Source organism: Thauera chlorobenzoica, assembly GCF_001922305.1.
In the GTDB taxonomy this organism is placed as follows: domain Bacteria; phylum Pseudomonadota; class Gammaproteobacteria; order Burkholderiales; family Rhodocyclaceae; genus Thauera; species Thauera chlorobenzoica.
On the sequence record NZ_CP018839.1, the window covers coordinates 577,720 to 597,053 of the forward strand.

The following is a 19,334-nucleotide window of genomic DNA, read 5'->3' on the forward strand; positions in this document are numbered from 1 at the left end:
GGGTTTTTTACTGTGTGTCCATACCCCGGATGAAACTTTTCCCGCCGCGCTGTTCGATCCCGGAGCCGCCCTCCAGTGCCGTGCGCACCGACCGCAGCCGCCTGCTGCAACTGCGCTGGGCGTCCCTGCTGGCGATGGCGGCGATCGCCTTCATCGTCTTTCCGTGGCTGGCGCCGGCGCAGGCGCGCGCGCCGCTGGCCGGGGTCACCCTGTCCCTGCTCGCGGTGAACCTGGCCTTGCAGGCCGGTGCGGCACGCTGGCTGGTGGGGCGCTGGGGTGCCTTCCTGCAACTGGCGATCGATCTGGCGGCGTGGGGGGGCTTCCTCTACTTCGCCGGAGGGGTGACCAACCCGGCGATCGCGCTGCTGCTGCCGGTGGTGGCGATCGGCGCTTCCATCCTGCCGGCGGCGCAGGCCTGGCTGCTGGCGGGGCTCGCCGTCGGGGTGTACTCGCTGTTGTGGACGTTTCACCGACCGGTGCTGCTTGCCGACGCCGAACTGGCCATGTACTGGCACCTCGCCGGGATGTGGATCAGCTTCGGCTTTTCCGCGGTCACCGTGGTGTGGTTCATCGTGCACCTGAACGTGGAGCTTGCCCGTCGCGAGGACCAATTGGCCGCGGCCAACGCGGCGCGCGCCCGCGACGCCTACCTCGTCGGCCTGGGCACGCTGGCGGCGGGTGCGGCCCATCGCCTGGGCACGCCGCTGGGCACGCTGTGGATCCTGTCCGACGAGCTCCTGCGCCGTTCCGAGCTGGCCGCCGAGGTGCGCGAAGACCTCGCGCTGATGCGCGCGCAGGTCGGCCATTGCCGGGACATCCTCAACAGCCTGGCGCGCGAGGCGGGGCAGCCGCGCGCGCAGGAAGGGGGGGTGGCCGGCGTGCCGGCCTGGGTGGAGCAGATCGTCGGCCGCTGGCAGCGGCTGCGTCCCGGCACCGCGGTGACGGTCGAAGTCGATGAGGACTGCGCCCGGAGTGCGATTGTGGCTGATGCGTCGCTCGGCGAGGCGCTGCACAATCTGGTCGATAATGCAGCCAACGCCAATGCCAGAGCGGCCGCGCGGGACGCGGCGGTCGAGTTGTGGGTGCGTGCCGATGGTGCGGACGTGGTGGTCGAGGTCGCCGACCGCGGCCCCGGTCTCGAGCCGGCGCAGGTGGCGGGAGGTGCCATCCCCCCCGACGCTGGCGCCGGGGGAATGGGCGTGGGCTTGATCCTGGCGCAGGCGGCCCTCGAGTCCCACGGCGGGCGGCTGGAGTTCCGCGCGCGGCCCGGAGGTGGCACCATCGCCTGCCTGCGTATTCCGGCCCGGAGACCCTGCGCGTGAACCGCGATCGCATCCCCCGCCTGCTCGTTGTCGATGACGACCCCGCCTTCAACCGCGTGCTGGGCCGCGCACTCGCCCAGCGCGGTTTCGACACCTACGGTGCCACCGACAGCGAGGGTGCGCTGGAACTCGCCCATGACCATGCTCCACAGTTCATCGTGCTCGATCTGAACATCGGCGGAGCGTCCGGGCTGAAGCTGATCCGGCCGCTGCTCGAAGCCAGCCCCGGAGCGCGCATCCTGGTGCTGACCGGCTATGCCAGCATCGCCACCGCGGTCGAGGCGGTGAAGCTGGGCGCGCTCCAGTACCTCGCCAAGCCCGCCGCGGTCGATGCCATCATCAAGGCGCTGGAGGCCGGGGACGGGGTCGCCGAGAGCACCGTTCCCGAGCTGCCGATGTCGGTCGATCGCCTCGAATGGGAGCACATCCAGCGCGTCCTCGCCGCGCACGACGGCAACATCTCGGCCACCGCGCGCGCGCTGCAGATGCACCGCCGCACCCTGCAGCGCAAGCTGGCGCGACCGCCGGCTTCCTGAGCGCCGGCGCCCGGCGGCTACGCGCGCGTGTCGGTGATCGCCGCCAGGTGGGGGAAATATTTGCGGTCTTCGCGCACGATGTGTTCCGCGACCACGTCGTGCGCGAGGAACGTGAACAGCGCCCTCGCCCCCACCCGGTGGCCGCGGAAGCCTTCGACCAGCGCTTCCGCGCGCTGGGTGAGGGTGTGGTGCAGTGCCGCATGCGCACCCAGTTCGGGATAGCCCGCGGCCTGCAGGAGCTGCTCTTCGTCATCGAAATGACGCTTCAGCTTCTCGAGCAGGGCATCGATCGCGGGCTGAATCTCCGCGCTGCACGCTCCGGAAAACAGGGGCGCCAGCAGCCGGTTGACGTCGTCGAAGAGGTCCCGGTGTTCGGAATCCAAGGCTCCGTTGCCGCTCTCGAAGGAGGCGTGCCAGCGCAGCTGCACCAGGCCCGCCTGTCCGTCCGCCGCAGGCTCTACCATGTGGTCGGCTTCGACCCGGTTTCTTCCGCCCTGCTTGGCGCGGTATAGCGCGGCATCGGCGCGCGCGACCCACTCATCGCGCGCTTCGGACTCGCCCAGCTCGGCGACACCGAAGCTCGCGGTGACGCCGCCGACGCTGTCGATGTGATGTGTCGCGATCGAGTCCCGCATGCGTTCGGCCAGCGCCGCCGCGCTCGCGAGCCCGGTGTCGGGCAAGAGCACGAGGAACTCCTCTCCGCCCCAGCGGGTCAGCGAATCCGGCCTGCGCAGGGTGCCGCGGATGCAGTGTGCGATCTGCTGCAGGACCCGGTCTCCGGTGGCGTGGCCGTGGCGGTCGTTGATTGTCTTGAACCGGTCCACGTCGAGCATCACCAGCGCAAGCGGACGGCGGTAGCGCCTGAAACGCTCGAGCTCGGGCTCCACGGCCTCGTAAAACTGGCGCCGGTTCCAGGCCCCGGTCAGGGCATCGGTGCCGGCGAGCCGATCGAGCTTTTCCATCGTCTGGAGGAGTGCCTTCTCCTTCTCGCCCAGCCTCGCCACCAGCTTGTTGAAGCCGAGCACCAGCGCGCCCACCTCGTCATGACGGCGGACGGGTAGCGCTGCCAGTGCGCGTCGGCCTTCGGCCATCTCGCGGATCGAACGGGCGGTGTCGGTCAGCGGCCGGAGCATCCGCGGCAGCAATATCGACAACAGGATGATCATCCCGGCGACGGTCGCGAAGGTGTTGCGCCAGAGCAGGCGGCGCAGTTCCGCGACCGGCTCGAACACTTCCGCGGTCGGCGCGCTGGCGACGACCAACCATCCTGTGCTGGGCACCGCCGCAATCGAAAAAAGCGCATCGGCACCGTTGCCGCGGGAGGTGATGCCCGTACCCCGATAACCCGCCATGGCGCGATCGAGCAGCGGGTCGGCGCCGGGGGGCGGCGTCGGCTGCAGCGCCAGCGCCGGGTCGCTGGCGGTGACGAACAGCTCGTCGATCGGCGATACCAGCAGGAAGCCGCCGCTGGCTCCCAGCCGGGTTTGCTGCAAGTCGTCGAGAAACCCCCGGGCATCGAGGCTGACCACGCCCGCGAGGACGGCCAGCACGCGCTTGTCCGCGTCACGCACCGCCGCCGCCCCGGTCAGGGCGGGGACGCCGGCGCCATCGCGCCGGGGCTTGCCGATCACCGCCTGCTCCGACGCGAGCGCCGCGTCGAACCAGTCGGCATCGACCCGGGCGCCTGGGTCCGCGCCGTCGGCCAGCGGCGAGTGTGCCAGCAGGCGGCCATCGGGGTGCAACACCAGGATGCCGTGGTCGAACAGCGGATTCAGGCGCTCCCGTGTCCCGAGCCACTGCGCCAGGCCTGCCGGCTGTGCCAGCAGCGAAGGCGGCAAGGTGTCCGCCAGTTCGCGGATCAGGTCGCGGCGCATCCGGATGCTGTGGTCGATGTCGTGGGCGACGTAGCCCGCGATCGACACGTGCGCGCCAGCCACGACTTCCTGCACGCGCTCCTGCACTGCCGGCAGAAAGACGAAGTGGCGGGCCGAGACGCCGATGGCGATCAGCAGGAGGCCGAGGCCCATCAGGCGGAATTTCATGTTCTGATAGAACGGCATGGAGGCGGGCGCGATCCTGAGTGCAGGACGACAGTGTATCCAGGTCGCCCGCGCGATCCTGTGAATAACTTGGCGAAACGGGTGATCCTGCCGGGGCATGGCCCGATGTGCGCGCTGCTCGCTTCGCCCCGCATCCATCGCTGTCCGCCTTGCGCCGCCTGCGCGCCTTCGGCCAGGAGCCTGTTTGGGGGCGTACAGGCCCTCTCCCCGCCTCTGCCGCGCGGCGTCGAATCCTTCGGCAGGACGTGCCCGGATACGGCGGGCATCCGCGGGGCGGGGGGCCGAGAAGGGCGCCAGAAAATGAAAACCCCGCGATCGGCAGGATCCGCGGGGCTTCGGAGGAGAACCTCTGGGGGCTCAGACGTTGAACAGGAAGTTCAGCACGTCGCCGTCCTTGACCACGTAGTCCTTGCCTTCGGCGCGCATCTTGCCGGCTTCCTTGGCACCTGCTTCGCCCTTGCAGGCGATGAAATCCTCGTAGGCGATGGTCTGGGCGCGGATGAAGCCGCGCTCGAAGTCGGTGTGGATCACGCCGGCGGCCTGCGGCGCGGTGTCGCCGACGTGGATCGTCCACGCGCGCACTTCCTTCACCCCGGCGGTGAAGTAGGTCTGCAGGCCGAGGAGCGTGTAGCCGGCGCGGATCAGGCGGTCGAGGCCGGGCTCTTCCAGCCCCATGGACTCGAGGAAATCCTTCTTGTCGGCGTCGTCGAGGTCGGCGATCTCGGCTTCGATCGCGGCGCACAGGGCGACGACTTCGGCCCCTTCGGCCTGGGCGTGGGCGCGCACGGCATCCAGATGGGGGTTGTTCTCGAAGCCGTCCTCGGCGACGTTGGCGGCGTAGAGCACGGGCTTGGCGGTGATCAGGCAGAAGGGCTTGAGGCTCGCCCATTCCTCTTTCGACAGCTCGAGCGCGCGCACCGGCTTGGCCTCGTCGAGCTGCGCGAGGCATTTCTCCAGCACCGCGACGAGGATCTTGGCGTCCTTGTCGCCGGCGGCGGCGGGGCGCTTGTAGCGGTTGACGGCCTTCTCGACGGTCGCCATGTCGGCGAGCGCCAGTTCGGTGTCGATGACTTCGATGTCGCGGATCGGGTCGACGCTGCCCGAGACGTGGATCACGTTGTCGTCGGCGAAGCAGCGCACGACGTGGACGATGGCGTCGGTCTCGCGGATGTTGGCGAGGAACTGGTTGCCCAGGCCTTCGCCCTTGGAGGCGCCGGCGACGAGGCCGGCGATGTCGACGAACTCGACGATCGCCGGCTGCACCTTCTGCGGCCTGACGATCTCGGACAGCGCGGCGAGACGCTGATCCGGCACCTCGACGATGCCGACGTTGGGTTCGATCGTGCAGAAGGGGTAGTTCTCGGCCTGGATGCCGGCCTTGGTCAGCGCATTGAACAGGGTCGACTTGCCGACGTTGGGCAGGCCGACGATTCCGCATTTCAGGCTCATGGCTTGGGTTCGTCCTTGGGGGGTTCGGGCGCGGCCGGAGGCCTGGGCGCCTTGGGCGGTTTCGGAGGTTTGGGCGGGGCGGGACGGGCGTTGAGCCGGGTTGCGGCGGTGTTGAGCTCGCCGCGTGCGAGCTGGGGCCAGGCGACGAGCGCCTTGTCGATCGCCTCGTCGATCAGCGCCTGCTCTTCGCGCCGTGCCGGCTTGAGCACGAAGTTCACCACTTCGCTGCGCTCGCCGGGGTGGCCGATGCCGATGCGCAGGCGCCAGTAGTCGTGGGTGCCGAGGTGGGCGGAGGTGTCCTTCAGGCCGTTGTGACCGCCCAGTCCGCCGCCGAACTTCAGCCGCAGCTGGCCGGGGGGAAGATCGAGCTCGTCGTGCACGACGAGAATCTCGGACGGTTCGATGCGGTAGAAGCGCGCCAGCGCGCCGATCGCCTGGCCGGAGCGGTTCATGAAGGTCTGCGGCAGCAGCAGCCACACTCCGGCGGCGCGCGCGTTGGCGACCAGGCCGTGGAAGCGGGATTCGTGCGCGAAGCGCACGCCGAGCTGGTCGGCGAGCCGCTCACAAAGCCGAAACCCGGCGTTGTGCCGGGTTTCGGAGTATTCGGCCCCCGGGTTGCCGAGACCGACGACGAGACGCAGGGGGCGCGAAGGCGCAGCGGTCATCGGTGATCGGTCTCCGGCATGCGGGGCTAGGCAGGGGAAGGGGCTTACGCCGCTTCGCCTTCGCCTTCGGCCGCGGCGCCCTTGACCTGGACCGCGGTGGCCACGACCGGGTCGCCTTCGCCGTGCTGGACCAGCTCGACACCGGCCGGCAGCACGAGCTGCGACACGTGCACCGACTGGCCAACCTCGAGGGCGGAGAGGTCGACGCCGACGAACTCGGGCAGATCCTTCGGCAGGCACTGGACGTCGATTTCGTTGATCACGTGCGAGATCATGCAGCCGCCGAGCTTGACCGCCGGGCTGACGTCGTCGCCGCTGAAGTGCAGCGGCACCTTGAGGTGCATCTTCTGGTCGGCCGCCACGCGCTGGAAGTCGATATGCAGCACCTGCTGCTTGAACGGGTGCCACTGGGTGTCGCGCAGCACGGCGATTTCCTTGCTGCCATCGACGTCGATGCTCAGCACCGAGGCGTGGAAGGCTTCCTTGCGCAGCAGGTGGTAGAGCTCGTTGTGGTCCATCACGATCGGCTGGGCTTCGCCGGTGCCGCCGTAGATGATGCCGGGCAGCTGGCCGGCGCGACGCAGGCGGCGGCTCGCACCCGTACCCTGTGCGTCACGCTTGCTCGCCTTGAATTCGATTTGCATGGTGTTGCTCCTGAGTGGTGAAGGTTTCCGCCCGCGACCAGGCGGAAACGGCAAAATCCGCGCCTCGCCCCGAGGCCGGCGCGGAGGGGAAAATCATTCCATGAACAGCGACGAGACCGACTCTTCGTTGCTGATCCGCAGGATCGTGTCGGCCAGCAGCGAGGCCACCGAAACCTGGCGGATGCGCGGACAGGCGCGGGCGTCCTCGCGCAGCGGGATGGTGTCGGTGACGACCAGCTCGTCGAGGTCGGAGTCGCCGATGCGCGCCACCGCAGCGCCCGACAGCACGGCGTGGGTGCAGTAGGACAGCACGCGCTTGGCGCCGTTGGCCTTCAGCGCGCTGGCGGCCTTGCACAGCGTGCCGGCGGTGTCGACGATGTCGTCCATGATCACGCAGGTGCGGCCTTCGACTTCGCCGATGATGTTCATCACTTCGGAGACGTTGGCCTTCGGCCGGCGCTTGTCGATGATCGCCAGGTCGCACTCCATGCGCTTGGCGAAGGCGCGGGCGCGGACCACGCCGCCGACGTCGGGCGACACCACCAGCAGGTCGTCGTACTTCTGCTTGTCGAGATCGGTGAGCAGGACCGGGGCGGCATAGACGTTGTCGACCGGAATGTCGAAGAAGCCCTGGATCTGGTCGGCGTGCAGGTCCATCGTCAAGAGGCGCTGGACGCCGACGGCTTGGAGCATGTTGGCGACGACCTTGGCCGTGATCGGTACCCGCGCCGAGCGCGGGCGGCGGTCCTGGCGGGCGTAGCCGAAGTAGGGCAGGGCGGCGGTGATGCGGCCGGCGGAGGCGCGCTTCAACGCATCGACCAGCACCAGCAGCTCCATCAGGTTGTCGTTGGTCGGCGAGCAGGTCGGCTGGAGGACGAAGACGTCCTTGCCACGCACGTTCTCGAGCAGTTCGACGTTGACCTCGCCGTCCGAAAAACGGCCGACGGTGGCCGAACCGAGGGAGATCCCCAGACGTCGCGTCACGTCGGCGCCAAGCTTGGGGTTGGCGTTACCGGTGAAGACCATCAGGCTGCCGTGGGGCATTTCTGCTACTCCGATACCGTAAGAAACAACGCGCAAAAACGCTGCGTGAAAACGACTCGGGCAGGCTCGTGGCCTGCCCGTCGTTGTGTGGCTGGGGAGGAAGGATTCGAACCCTCGAATGCCGGAATCAAAATCCGGTGCCTTAACCGACTTGGCGACTCCCCAATAAACTGTTTCGCCGTGAAACGGATCGTTCGACGAAGCGGGCGCTATTCTAACCACTCGTAAAGCGGATGGCGAGTCAGGCTTCGCGCTTTCCAGGCTTTCCAGCGTGGCGGACAGCTCCTTGCGATACGGCCGGCCTCGGCTTCCGAGGGGATTTCCGCAAATACACAAGCGCCCGATCCCGTCATCGTGGCCGGTGCGTACTGCGCCAGCCACTCGATCGCGTCTCGCACTTCCGGGTAACGGCTGCAGGCCACTGGCTGCAAGTCATTTCGGGTAGTGCTCGCTGCGAAGTCCGCCATTCTGATTGGAGGTGTATCGCGCGTCAAGTCCTTCGCTGAAAAAATTTCGGCGGTCGGTACCGAGATTCCCGGCGATAGCACGACGTACCAGGCCGGCGGCAGGCTCAGCGGCTGCAGCGCTTCGCCGATACCTTCGGCGAAAGCGTCCCGGCCGAACACGAAGACCGGCACGTCGGCGCCCAGTTGCAGGCCGAGCGCCTGTAGCTGGGGGCGCGACAGCCCGGTCCGCCAGAGCCGGTTGAGGGCGATCAGGGTGGTGGCGGCGTCGGAGCTGCCGCCGCCGATGCCGCCCCCCAGCGGCAGGACCTTGTGCACGGCGATCTCCGCGCCCAGGCTGCAGCCGGTGTGGGCCTGCAGCAGACGCGCGGCACGCACGACCAGATCCTGTTTTGCGGGAACGCCGGGCAGGGTGGTGGTGCGGCGGACGAGGCCGTCGGCACGCAGGGTGAAATCGAGGGTGTCGCCCCAGTCGAGCAGGCGGAAGGCGGTCTGCAGCAGGTGGTAGCCGTCGGCCCGGCGCCCTGTCACATGCAGGAACAGGTTGAGCTTGGCCGGTGCGGGGCAGCCCGTGAGGCGGGCCGGATCGGTTGTCGAAGGGGCGGTCAGGGGCGGGCGGTCCATGAATCGATGATCAGGCGGATGCGGTGGTCGCCGCGTGAAATGTCGAGGCGGGCGGGCGGGGCGCCGGCGCCGTCGTCGGCGTAGGCCAGGTAATCGATGCGCCAGCCCTGGTCGATGAGCAGCTGCGGGCGGCCGTAGGCGTCGCGCTGACGGACTTCGGCGCCGGCGTCGGGTGCGGCCTGCACCCAGAGCCGCAGGCGCGCCACCGGCACGTCGACGCCGAGCACTTGCGGCAGCAGGGCGTCGGCGCTGGCGGCGACGATCCGCTGGCCGTCGGCGGTAAGCAGGGTGGCGCCGGCGGCATCGCTGTCGAGCCGGGCGGCGATCTGGCCGAGCGGGTTGAGCAGGGTCAGGCGGTCGGCGTGCGGCGCATGTTCCCATTCGATGCGCCCGCTCGCGGCCTGCTGGCCGTCGGTGGCCGACATCCGGCCTTCGAGGGTGAACATGGGCTGCGCGTGGCGGACCGCTGCAGGGCTGGCGGGGGGTACGGGCAGGGGCGCGCAGGCGCCGAGCGCGAGCGCCCCGGCGAGCGCCGCGAGCAGCGCGCGTGGCGCGCTCATTGGGCGCGCAGCCGCAGCACGGTTTCGTTGAGCAGGCGGTTGTCGGGATGGGCGGCGAGGGCCTCGCCGAAAATCCGCTTCGCATCGTCGCGGCGGTCGAGGGCCCACAGCACTTCGCCCAGATGAGCGGCGATCTCGGCGTCGCGGCGCAGCGCGTAGGCGCGTTCGAGGTGCTCGAGCGCGGAGTCGATGTCGCCGCGGCGGAAACGCACCCAGCCCATGCTGTCGAGGATGAACGGGTCGTCGGGGGCAAGCTCGAGGGCACGGCCGATCAGTGCTTCGGCTTCGTCCAGGCGCAGGTTGCGGTCGGCGAGCGAGTAGCCCAGCGCGTTGTGGGCATGCACGTGGTCGGGCTGGAGCGCGATGATGCGGCGCAAGCGGGTTTCCATGAGGTCGATGCGGTCCAGACGCTCGGCCAGCATGGCGGCTTCGTACAGCAGGTCGGGGTCGTCGGGCAGCGTGGCGAGTGCCGCGTCGAGCACGCCGAGGGCTTCGGCGGGACGCTCGGCATCGCGCAGCAGCTGGGCCTCGGCGATGATGAAGCGGCGCCGCAGCGAGGCTTCGCCATCCTGCGCCTGGAGCAGGGCGCGTGCTTCGTCGAGACGGCGTTCGCGGGCGAGGCTGTGCGCGCTGCGGATCACCGCCTCGGGCCGGTGGCGCTCGTCGCTGATCTGTCCGAACCATTCGCGCGCGTGCTCGCCGTCACCGCGGGCGTCGGCAATCTGTCCCAGTTGCAGGCGGATCAGGTCCGGCTGCGGATGACCGCCATCGAGTGCGAGGCGGAAGTTCGCCTCCGCGTCGGCATCGTCCCCGAGCTGCTGCGACAGCAGGCCGACGGCGTAGCGCAGTTCGGCGTCGCCCGGGTGGGCCTCGAGCAGGCGGCGGAACTGGCTGCGTGCTTCGTCGAAGCGCTGGGCTCCGACCAGGCCACGGGCGTAGGCCTGGCGCAAGGGGGCGCTGTCCGGCTTGCGTTCCAGTTCGGTTTCGAGCTGGCGGAGCGCTTCGTCGCCGGCGCCGGCCTGGTGCAGGATCTGCGCCTTGAGGAGCACGGCCGGCTCCCAGCCGTGGTTGAGCTCGAGGGCACGATCCACCGCGGCGAGCGCTTCCATCGGAGCCTGGCCGAGGAGTGCCGCCTGCGCGCGCGCGATATGGGCCTCGGGCAGCTCGAGGTAGGGTTCGGTCAGGCGGTTGATGATGGTTTTGGCCGCCTGCTTGTCGGGCACGCTGGCCAGCGCGCGGTTGAGCCCGAGCAGGTTCTGCGCCAGCCGGCCGGAGGACTGGGCGAGGACGCGGGCGAGCTGGATCTGGATGGTGTCGAGGTCGAGATCACCGTCACCGCTGGCATTGAGCACACTGGCCAGCACCCGGCGTGCCTCCTCCGATTGGGGCGCGGATTCGACCCAGATTGTTGCCGCTTCGGTGGTCAGCCGCAGGTCGCGCGAATACATCGCGATCTCGGTCGCGCGGCGGGCAATGCGCGGGTCGCGGGTCGAACGTGCGAGATCGACGTAGAGCTGGGCGGAAAGCCCGACCTGACCGCGCGCACCGGCGATTTCGGCGAGCAGGAAGTGATAGAGGGTGGCCGGGCTCAGCTCCTGCGCCGGAAGGGGGTCGCCGCCGGGTTCGTCGTTCGCTGCAGCGGCAACGCCGCCGATGCCCAGCGTGAGGGCGAAGCACAGCGAACGGGCGAGGCGGGAGAGGGGATTCTTCATTGGGGTGGTTCGACGGACTTCGGTGGGCTGTGGTCGGCGCGCGCGGCGGGGTAGTGGGGCGGGAAGGTGGGCCGGGAGGGGCTGGCGCGAGTGGTGCGGGCGGGTTGCTGCGGTCGATTGGAACGGTCGGGGCACTGAACTAGAATGCGGTTCGCTCCATGGTATGCAGATCGGCGCCGTGCCTGCAAGCCGAATGCCCCCGCGGCGGCAACTCCCGGCCCGCCGATCCTTCTCCCGGAAGCCTGTCCGATGCCTGAACTGCCCGAAGTCGAGACCACCTGCAGCGGAATCCGCCCCCACCTCGAGGGGCATACGCTCGATGCGCTGGTGGTGCGCAACCCGAGGCTGCGCCAGCCGCTGCCGGCAGGACTGGGGCCGCTCCTCGCCGGGCGCCGGCTGCTGGCGGTGCGGCGGCGGGCGAAGTACCTGCTGTTCGATTTCGGCGACGGCACGTTGATCGTGCATCTGGGGATGTCCGGCAGCCTGCGCCTGGTCCCGGCCGGGATGCCGCCCGGTGCGCACGATCACGTCGACTTCGTGTTCGGCGGGCAGCTCTTGCGCCTGCGCGATCCGCGCCGTTTCGGCCTTGTGCTGTGGCAGCCGGGCGCGGCCGCGCTGCACCCGCTGCTCGCCGGGCTGGGACCGGAGCCGCTGTCCGCGGCGTTCGACGGCGCCTGGCTCCACCGCGTCACGCGCGGCCTGCGGGCGCCGATCAAGCATGTGCTGATGGACAGCCGGCGGGTGGTCGGCGTGGGCAACATCTATGCATCGGAAAGCCTGTTCCGCGCCCGCATCCACCCCCTGGAGCCGGCCGGCCTGCTCGGCCCGCAGCGCTGCGCGCGACTGGTGACTGCGGTGCGCGAGACCCTGTGCGCAGCCATCGCCGCAGGCGGCAGCACGCTGCGCGACTTCGTCGGCGGTGACGGCCGGCCCGGCTACTTCCAGCAGCAGTACGCGGTATATGGCCGTGGCGGCGAACCATGCCCGCAGTGCGGGGCGGCGATCCGCCGTGTCGTCAGCGGGCAGCGTGCGACCTTCTTCTGCCCCCACTGCCAGCGCCGCCGCATGAAAAAAGGCGGGCCGAAGCCCGCCTGATGCCGTTCCGGAAGCGGCGCCGAGCGGCGGCTTCAGGCCTTTTTGGTCAGCTTCAGGAACTTCGCCATCAGCTCTTCCTTGCTTTCCTGGCGCTTGGGGTCGAGCGGGATACAGTCCACCGGACACACCTGCTGGCACTGCGGCTCGTCGAAATGGCCGACGCACTCGGTGCATTTGTTCGGGTCGATTTCATAGATTTCCTCACCCTGGGAAATGGCGCCGTTGGGGCACTCCGGTTCGCAGACGTCGCAGTTGATGCATTCGTCGGTAATCATCAGAGCCATGGTATTGCTTCCTTGCCTTTACTTTGAGGTCAGTTTGTCCTGCAGTCGTGCCAGCACCTGGGGCTGCACGAACTTGCTCACATCGCCGCCGAGGCGGGCGATTTCCCGCACCATCGTGGCGGAGATGAACATGTATTCCTCGGCCGGCGTCAGGAACACGGTTTCGACGTCCGGATAGAGCTTGCGGTTCATCCCCGCCATCTGGAATTCGTATTCGAAGTCCGACACCGCGCGCAGGCCGCGCAGGATCACGCGCGCGCCCTGCTGCTTGAGGAACTTCATCAGCAGGCAGTCGAAGCCGGCGACTTCGACATTGGGGAAGGCAGCGACCGCCGCGCGCGCGATGTCGACCCGCTCGTCGAGCGAGAAGATCGGATTCTTGCTGCTGCTGCGCGCGACCGCGACGACGACGCGGTCGAACAGCACCGACGAGCGTCGCACGAGGTCTTCGTGGCCGCGGGTGAACGGGTCGAACGTACCCGGGTAAACCGCTACCGTTTCCTTCATGCCTGGCTCCTGCGCATCAGATGGAAGTGGACCTGTCCGGCGCGGCCCTGCTTCACAGTGTGCCAGTCGCCCAGGTGTTCCACCGCGGCTTCGGCCTCGACATAGAGCCATCCGCCCGGTCGCACGACCCGGTTGAGCCAGGGCGCCACCTGCTCGAGCCAGCCCTGCCTGTAGGGTGGATCGAGGAACACGCCGTCGAAGGTGCGCGGCGTCGTCCGGGCGAATCTTACCGCATCGCCGCGCACGATCTCCACCTGCGAGGCCTGCAGGGCCTGCGCCGCCTTGTGCAGCGCATCGAGGGCGCGGGCGTCGTGCTCGACCAGCACGACCGTCGCGGTGCCGCGCGAAGCCGCCTCGAAGCCGAGGATCCCGGTGCCGGCGAACAGATCGAGGCAGTGCTGGCCGTCGAGATCCTGGCCGAGCCAGTTGAACAGGGTCTCGCGCACGCGGTCGGGGGTCGGGCGCAGGCCGGGCACGGCAGCGACCTCGAGCAGGCGCGAGCGCCACTGCCCGCCGACGATGCGCACCCGGCTCATTGCTCCGCGCCCTGCGCGGCGGCGGCAGGCTCGCCGTCCGGCGCCCGGTCGCCGTCGCCGCCGGCGATCACGGTGACGAGCTGCTGCGCCCGGATGCGGCGCTGCCAGGCCTCGCGCACGGCGGCGGCGTCGACGCCGGCGACCTGCCGCGGATAGGTGTCGAGCCAGTCCAGCGCGAGGCGGTAGAAGCCGATCATCGCGACGTGCTCGAGCAGCTTGGCGTTGGAATCCAGGCGCAGGCCGAAGCCGTTCACCAGGTTGTCCTTGGCCGCCTGCAGCTCCTCCGCCGTCGGTCCGTCGGCGATGAAGCGGGCGAGCGTGTCGCGCACCACCGCGAGCGCTTCCTCGGCCTGGCTGCCGCGGGTCTGGAGTCCGATCTGGAACGGACCGGCAACCTGCTGCGGCGACAGATAGCTGTACACGCTGTAGGCGAAGCCGCGCTTTTCGCGCACTTCCTTGGTCAGGCGCGAGACGAAGCCGCCGCCGCCGAGCACGTAGTTGCCGACCAGCAGGGCAAAGTAGTCGGCGTCCTCACGCGCCATCCCGGGCTGGCCGAGGAGGATGTGGGCCTGCGCCGAGGGGTGGGGGATGCGGAAGGTCGCGGCGTCGATCGGGGCCGGGGGCGGCAGGGTGGTGGTGGCGCCGGCCTGTGGCAGGGCCTCGGTCAGGCGCACCGCGATGTGCTCGGCGGTGGTGCGATCGACGTCGCCGACGATGGCGACCGAGGCGCGGGCCGCAGCATAGTGGCGGCGGTGGAAGTCCACCAGATCGGTGCGGGTGATCGCGCTCAGCGACTCCGGCGTGACCTGGCGACCGTAGGGGTGGCCAGCGTATACGGCAGCGCTGAACTGGCGCGCGGCGAGGGTGGCGGGCTGGGTCAGCGCTTCGCGCAGCGCGGCGATGGTGCGCTGGCGCTCGCGTTCGAGGATTTCGGCAGGAAAGGCGGGCTGCGCCAGCAAGGTGGCGGCGAGCTCGACCGCGGCATCGCGCTCGGCCGTGGTGGACAGGCTGCGCAGCGACAGGCTGGCGCGGTCGTCGTCGGTGCCGCCGCCGAGGCGGGCGCCGAGGTCGGCTTCGCGCTCGGCGATGGTCTGTTCGTCGAGCCCGCCTGCCCCGGCGTCGAGCAGGGCCTGGACGAGCCCGGCGAGGCCAGCCTTGGCGGGCGGGTCGTAGGCGGCGCCGGCGGCGAAGTCGACCCGGATGTCGACCAGCGGCAGGGCGCGGCTTTCGACGAAATACACCCGGGCACCGGTGGGCGCGGTCCAGTGCTGGATCTGCGGGGTGGCTTGTGCCGGTGCGGCGAGGCCGAGAAAGGCAGTGAGGGCGAGAGCGGCGATGGAGGCGAAGCGTGCGAGGAGCGCGTGTGCTGGCCGGCGCTGGGGGGAAGTCGCGTGCACGAAGGGGGTCAAGGTGGCGATCATGGCGGGGGCGGGGTTCCTGGCCGGATGCGGGTCAACGGTGGGCGGCGAAGGGCGCGCGCGGGCGCTGTTCGGCCAGCGGCTGCGGTTCGAGGCGGGTGATGCTGAGGCTGTCGTCGCTGAAATAGCGCCGTGCCACCGCCTGCACTTCTTCGGCGGTGACCGCGCGCAGGCCTTCGAGCAGGCGCTCCTCGTCGCGCCAGGACAGGCCGGCTGCCTCCAGGAAGCCGATTTCCATCGCCTGGCCCATCAGCGAGTCGCGCTTGTAGACGCGGCTGGCGACCGCCTGCGTCTTCACCCGGGCAAGCTCGGCCGCGCTCACCCCGGTGTCGCGAATGCGCTGCAGCTCGGTGCGCAGCGCGGCTTCGAGTTCGTCCATGGTGTGGCCGGGCGCGGGCACGCCGTCGAGGTAGAACAGCGCAGGGCCGCGCCCGCTGCCGTCGTAGCCGGCGCCGGCCGATACCGCGAGGCGGGCATCGCGCACGAGCTGGCGGTTGAGGCGGGCGCCGTCATGGCCGTCGAGCACCGCCGCCAGCACCTGCAGGGCATAGGCTTCGCGGTCGGCGGCGGGGTCGCGCAGTGCCGGCACCTGCCACGCCATCGCCAGGTAGGGAAGCTCGGCCGGCGCCCTCACCACCGCGCTGCGCGGGCCGCGCTGCGCGGGTTCGGTCGAGATGCGGCGCGCGGGCAGGGCGCGCGCGGCGACCGCGCCGTAGTGCTGTTCGGCCTGGCGGAACACCTCCTGGTGGTCCACGTCGCCGACCACCACCAGCCAGGCGTTGTTCGGTGCGTACCAGCGCCGGTACCAGGTGCGCGCGTCTTCGGCCTGCATCGCCTGGAGGTCGGGCATCCAGCCGATCACCGGGCGGCGGTAGGGGTGGGCCTGGAACGCGGTGGCCATCAGCTGCTCGTAGACCAGCGCGCGCGGCTGGTCGTCGGTGCGCAGGCGGCGTTCTTCCTTGACGACTTCGATCTCGCGGGCGAAAGCCTCGTCGGTGAGCTCCAGGTTCTGCATGCGGTCGGCTTCGAGCGCCATCACCGTGTCGAGGTGGGCGGGCGGCACCTGCTGGAAGTAGGCGGTGTAATCCTTGCTCGTGAACGCATTGTCGCGCCCCCCCAGCGCGGCCACGCGCTGGTTGAATTCGCCCGGGCCGACCGCCTTCGTGCCTTTGAACATCATGTGTTCGAGCACGTGGGCGACGCCCGACACCCCTTCGGGCTCGTCCATCGCGCCGGCGCGGTACCACACCATGTGCACCACCGAAGGCGCGCGGCGATCTTCCTTGACGATCAGTTTCATGCCGTTGGCAAGAGTGGTCTGGAACGGGTTGGCGAGTGCGGGCGGCGCCAGTGCGGCGGCCAGCGCGGCTCCCGTCAGCAGCGTGCGGGCAAAGGTCTGACGAAACATGGAGATGTCCTGCATCTGTTAGAATTCGCGGCACTCCGCGGGGCTTGCGCGTGCTGCGCCGGCCGGCCGGGGAGCCGCATCTTAGCGTGATCGGCGGTGCCCGCCCACGATTGCGGGCGGACGTCGCCGACGCAAAACGACCCCTGTGACCCGAGCCTTTCATGTTTGGTTTCCTGAAAAAGAAGTTCGGCAAGACCGAAGACGCGGCTCCGGCCGCTCCCCCGGCGGCCGAGGAGGCGCACGAACCTGCGCCGGCCGAGCCGCCTGCGCCGGCCGAACCCGATTGCGCGCCCGCGCCCGTTGCCGAAGCGCCGGAGCCCGATCCTGCCGTCACCGCGCCCGTGCCGATGGAGCCGGCCGCTGTCGACGCCGCGGCTCCGGCGCCGGACCTGGTCGCGGTGGACAGCGCCCCACCCGCTCCGGCGGCGAAGAAACCCTGGACCGAGCGCCTCAAGGCCGGCCTTGCCCGCACCCGCCAGCAGATCGGCGGCGGGCTGGCGAGCCTGTTCGGGCTGCGCAAGATCGATGAGGACCTCCTCGAGGAACTCGAATCCACCCTGCTGATGGCCGACTGCGGCGTGGATGCCACCCAGCACCTGATCGACGAACTGCGCCGGCGCTGGAAGCGCGACCGCCTGGAAACCGCCGACCAGCTGCAGAAGGCGCTCGCCGACGGCCTGCACGAAATCATCGCGCCGCTCGAGGCGCCGCTGCAGGTGGAGGGACACCAGCCCTTCATCATCATGATCGCGGGGGTCAACGGCTCGGGCAAGACGACCTCGATCGGCAAGCTCGCGAAGTATTTCCAGGCCCGCGGCAAGAGCGTGCTGCTCGCCGCCGGCGACACCTTCCGCGCCGCCGCGCGCGAACAGCTGATGAGCTGGGGCGAGCGCAACAACGTTACCGTGGTGGCGCAGGACGGCGGCGATGCGGCGGCGGTGATCTTCGATGCGATCAGCGCCGCGCGCGCGCGCAAGATCGACGTCGTCCTCGCCGACACCGCCGGGCGGCTGCCGACCCAGCTCCACCTGATGGAGGAGATCGCCAAGGTCCGCCGCGTCATCGCCAAGGCCGACCCCTCCGGCCCGCACGAGGTGCTGCTGGTGCTCGACGCCAACATCGGCCAGAACGCGCTCGCCCAGGTGAAGGCCTTCGACAAGGCGATCGGCGTCACCGGGCTGGTGGTGACCAAGCTCGACGGCACCGCCAAGGGCGGGGTGCTCGCGGCGATCGCGCGCCAGTGCCCGAAGCCGCTGCGCTTCATCGGCGTCGGCGAGGGCATCGACGACCTGCAACCCTTTGCGGCGCGCGAGTTCGTCGATGCGCTGTTCGAGCCCGGTGCCGCGGCGGTCAAAAACGGCGCGGGCGGACGTAGATGATCGTCTTCGAGGACGTCGCCAAGCGCTATGCGGGCGGCTACAGCGCGCTCGCCGGGGTCAGCTTCGAGATCCGCCACGGCGAGCTCGTGGTCCTGTCCGGGCACTCGGGCGCGGGCAAGAGCACGCTGCTCAAGCTGATTCCGGTGATCGAGCGCCCCTCCGCGGGGCGGGTGCTGATCAACGGCCAGGACGTCTCCCACCTGCCGCCGGCGGCGATTCCCTACCTGCGCCGCAACCTCGGCCTCGTGCTGCAGGAAAACCGCCTCCTGTTCGACCGCAGCGTGTTCGACAACGTCATGCTGCCGCTGGTGATCACCGGTCATCCGCCGGGGGACGCGGCGAAACGGGCGGCCGCCGCGCTCGAGCGCGTCGGCCTTGACGGCCGCGGCAAGGAAATGCCGGCCGGACTGTCGGGCGGTGAGCAGCAGCGGGTGGCGATCGCGCGCGCGATCGTCAATCGACCGTCGATCCTGATCGCCGACGAGCCCACCGCCCACCTCGATCCGGCCTATGCAGCAGACATCGCCCTGCTGTTCCGCTCGTTCAACGACGCCGGTGTTACCGTGCTGGTGTCGACCCACGATGCCGGCCTGTTCGCCGCCAGCCGCCCGCGCCGGCTGGTGCTGGCGAAAGGCCTCCTCGCCGAAGATTCCAGCACTGCCGGCCACCCGGCGGCGGAGGCATCCGCATGAAACACTGGCTTTACCTCCATGCGCGGGCCATTGGCGCGGCGCTGCGCCGGCTGCTTGCCCAGCCGCTGGGCACCGCGCTCTCGGCGCTGGTGGTGGGCATCGCCCTGTCCTTACCGGGAGGGGCTTTCCTGCTGCTGGACAATGTCGCCTCGCTGGTGCGCGGGGTTTCCGGGACGCCCGAGATCAGTATCTTTCTCGATATCGGGGCGAAGCCTGCCGACGTCGAGGCGATCGAGCGCCGGCTGAACGCCGAGGCCGAGCTCGCGAGCTACCGCTTCGTATCGCGCGATGAGGCGGTCCGCCAGCTCGAGGCTGCGGGGCTGGGGGACGTGCTCGGCGGTCTCGGCACCAATCCGCTGCCCGATGCGTTCGTGATCGCGCCGCACAGCGGGGATCCTGCGGTGTTCGAGCGCATCGCGGCACAGATGCGGGAATGGCCGAAAGTCGCACAGGTGCAGCTCGATGCGGCCTGGGTCGCGCGCCTGCACGCCCTGCTCGGACTGGGGCGCTCGGCGGTGCTGATGGTGGCGGGGCTGCTCGGCTTCGCGCTGGTGATCGTCACCTTCAACACCATTCGCCTGCAGATCCTCACCCAGCGTCAGGAAATCGCGGTCAGCCGCCTGCTCGGTGCCACCGACCCCTTCATCCGCCGCCCGTTCTACTGGTTCGGCGGCCTGCAGGGGGCGCTCGGCGGCCTGGTGGCGCTGGGGACGGTGTGGGCGGGCGTGCACGCGCTGGCCGGGCCGGTGGCGGCGCTGGCCGAAACCTATGGCGCGGTGTTCGTGCTTGCCGGGCCGGATGGGCGTGCGGCGCTGTCGATGGTGGCGTTCGCCGCCTTCCTCGGCTGGCTGGGCGCGGTGATTTCGGTGCGGCGACATCTGGCCGGGGCCTGAGATCGCAAGCCGGCGGGAAGGGGCAGAATCGAACGCGATAGG

General features: G+C 69.9%; 19 protein-coding genes and 1 tRNA gene. 6 read left to right on the forward strand and 14 right to left on the reverse strand.

Annotated features, from left to right (window positions below):
• Positions 1-29: 29 nt before the first annotated feature.
• Together Tchl_RS02820 and Tchl_RS02825 are read left to right on the forward strand one after the other, a co-directional pair.
• Positions 30-1,322: an ATP-binding protein gene (locus Tchl_RS02820; RefSeq protein ID WP_075147052.1), complete on the forward strand. Its 1,293-nt coding sequence runs from the start codon at positions 30-32 to the stop codon at positions 1,320-1,322.
• Positions 1,319-1,858, forward strand: coding sequence for a response regulator transcription factor (locus Tchl_RS02825; RefSeq protein ID WP_083945134.1), 540 nt, complete (start codon positions 1,319-1,321; stop codon positions 1,856-1,858). Before Tchl_RS02820 ends, Tchl_RS02825 begins: the two co-directional genes overlap by 4 nt.
• Before the next feature lie 17 nt (positions 1,859-1,875).
• On the opposite strand, the gene Tchl_RS02830 is transcribed toward Tchl_RS02825, so the two are convergent.
• The 9 genes from Tchl_RS02830 to Tchl_RS02870 all read right to left on the reverse strand — a co-directional run bounded on the left by Tchl_RS02830 (position 1,876) and on the right by Tchl_RS02870 (position 11,080).
• Positions 1,876-3,918 (reverse strand): diguanylate cyclase, encoded by a 2,043-nt coding sequence (locus Tchl_RS02830; protein ID WP_075147053.1) that lies wholly within the window; start codon positions 3,916-3,918, stop codon positions 1,876-1,878.
• Positions 3,919-4,275: 357 nt separating this feature from the next.
• The gene (gene ychF, locus Tchl_RS02835; RefSeq protein WP_075147054.1) at positions 4,276-5,367 is read right to left on the reverse strand and encodes a redox-regulated ATPase YchF; all 1,092 of its coding nucleotides are present in this window, start codon (positions 5,365-5,367) and stop codon (positions 4,276-4,278) included.
• Positions 5,364-6,032 carry an aminoacyl-tRNA hydrolase gene (pth, locus tag Tchl_RS02840; protein ID WP_075147055.1) on the reverse strand — a complete coding sequence of 223 codons (669 nt, stop codon included), beginning with the start codon at positions 6,030-6,032 and terminating at the stop codon, positions 5,364-5,366. Before pth ends, ychF begins: the two co-directional genes overlap by 4 nt.
• A 44-nt stretch (positions 6,033-6,076) precedes the next feature.
• Entirely contained in the window at positions 6,077-6,676 is a 600-nt protein-coding gene (locus Tchl_RS02845; RefSeq protein WP_075147056.1) for a 50S ribosomal protein L25/general stress protein Ctc, read from the reverse strand.
• A gap of 93 nt (positions 6,677-6,769) precedes the next feature.
• Complete coding sequence (locus tag Tchl_RS02850) at positions 6,770-7,720, reverse strand: ribose-phosphate pyrophosphokinase (protein ID WP_075147057.1); 951 nt, start codon at positions 7,718-7,720, stop codon at positions 6,770-6,772.
• An 88-nt stretch (positions 7,721-7,808) separates the two neighbouring features.
• Positions 7,809-7,885, reverse strand: a tRNA-Gln gene (locus Tchl_RS02855).
• 44 nt (positions 7,886-7,929) lie between these two features.
• Positions 7,930-8,808, reverse strand: coding sequence for a 4-(cytidine 5'-diphospho)-2-C-methyl-D-erythritol kinase (gene ispE / locus Tchl_RS02860; RefSeq protein WP_075147058.1), 879 nt, complete (start codon positions 8,806-8,808; stop codon positions 7,930-7,932).
• The gene (lolB, locus tag Tchl_RS02865; protein WP_075147059.1) at positions 8,790-9,368 is read right to left on the reverse strand and encodes a lipoprotein insertase outer membrane protein LolB; all 579 of its coding nucleotides are present in this window, start codon (positions 9,366-9,368) and stop codon (positions 8,790-8,792) included. The genes ispE and lolB overlap by 19 nt, the downstream gene beginning before the upstream one ends.
• Entirely contained in the window at positions 9,365-11,080 is a 1,716-nt protein-coding gene (locus Tchl_RS02870; protein WP_075147060.1) for a tetratricopeptide repeat protein, read from the reverse strand. The genes lolB and Tchl_RS02870 overlap by 4 nt, the downstream gene beginning before the upstream one ends.
• A gap of 249 nt (positions 11,081-11,329) precedes the next feature.
• Here Tchl_RS02870 and mutM point away from each other — a divergent pair, with 249 nt between their 5' ends.
• The gene (gene mutM, locus Tchl_RS02875) at positions 11,330-12,175 is read left to right on the forward strand and encodes a bifunctional DNA-formamidopyrimidine glycosylase/DNA-(apurinic or apyrimidinic site) lyase (RefSeq protein ID WP_075147061.1); all 846 of its coding nucleotides are present in this window, start codon (positions 11,330-11,332) and stop codon (positions 12,173-12,175) included.
• A 32-nt stretch (positions 12,176-12,207) separates the two neighbouring features.
• Here mutM and Tchl_RS02880 read toward each other — a convergent pair whose 3' ends face one another.
• Genes Tchl_RS02880 through Tchl_RS02900 form a run of 5 tightly spaced genes read right to left on the reverse strand, consistent with a single transcriptional unit; the run spans position 12,208 to position 16,328 of the window.
• Positions 12,208-12,459 carry a YfhL family 4Fe-4S dicluster ferredoxin gene (locus Tchl_RS02880; protein WP_075147062.1) on the reverse strand — a complete coding sequence of 84 codons (252 nt, stop codon included), beginning with the start codon at positions 12,457-12,459 and terminating at the stop codon, positions 12,208-12,210.
• An 18-nt stretch (positions 12,460-12,477) separates the two neighbouring features.
• Positions 12,478-12,966 (reverse strand): pantetheine-phosphate adenylyltransferase, encoded by a 489-nt coding sequence (gene coaD, locus Tchl_RS02885; RefSeq protein ID WP_075147063.1) that lies wholly within the window; start codon positions 12,964-12,966, stop codon positions 12,478-12,480.
• A complete protein-coding gene (gene rsmD, locus Tchl_RS02890) occupies positions 12,963-13,502 on the reverse strand; it encodes a 16S rRNA (guanine(966)-N(2))-methyltransferase RsmD (protein WP_075147064.1) in 540 nt (179 codons plus the stop codon). Before rsmD ends, coaD begins: the two co-directional genes overlap by 4 nt.
• Complete coding sequence (locus Tchl_RS02895) at positions 13,499-14,923, reverse strand: M16 family metallopeptidase (protein WP_083945137.1); 1,425 nt, start codon at positions 14,921-14,923, stop codon at positions 13,499-13,501. Before Tchl_RS02895 ends, rsmD begins: the two co-directional genes overlap by 4 nt.
• A 31-nt stretch (positions 14,924-14,954) precedes the next feature.
• Positions 14,955-16,328 (reverse strand): M16 family metallopeptidase, encoded by a 1,374-nt coding sequence (locus tag Tchl_RS02900; RefSeq protein ID WP_075149544.1) that lies wholly within the window; start codon positions 16,326-16,328, stop codon positions 14,955-14,957.
• A 161-nt stretch (positions 16,329-16,489) separates the two neighbouring features.
• On the opposite strand from Tchl_RS02900, the gene ftsY reads away from it, so the two are divergent.
• Genes ftsY through ftsX form a run of 3 tightly spaced genes read left to right on the forward strand, consistent with a single transcriptional unit; the run spans position 16,490 to position 19,292 of the window.
• Positions 16,490-17,707, forward strand: coding sequence for a signal recognition particle-docking protein FtsY (gene ftsY / locus Tchl_RS02905; RefSeq protein WP_075147065.1), 1,218 nt, complete (start codon positions 16,490-16,492; stop codon positions 17,705-17,707).
• Positions 17,704-18,399, forward strand: coding sequence for a cell division ATP-binding protein FtsE (locus Tchl_RS02910; protein WP_075147066.1), 696 nt, complete (start codon positions 17,704-17,706; stop codon positions 18,397-18,399). Before ftsY ends, Tchl_RS02910 begins: the two co-directional genes overlap by 4 nt.
• Complete coding sequence (gene ftsX, locus Tchl_RS02915) at positions 18,396-19,292, forward strand: permease-like cell division protein FtsX (RefSeq protein ID WP_075147067.1); 897 nt, start codon at positions 18,396-18,398, stop codon at positions 19,290-19,292. Before Tchl_RS02910 ends, ftsX begins: the two co-directional genes overlap by 4 nt.
• Positions 19,293-19,334: the final 42 nt, after the last annotated feature.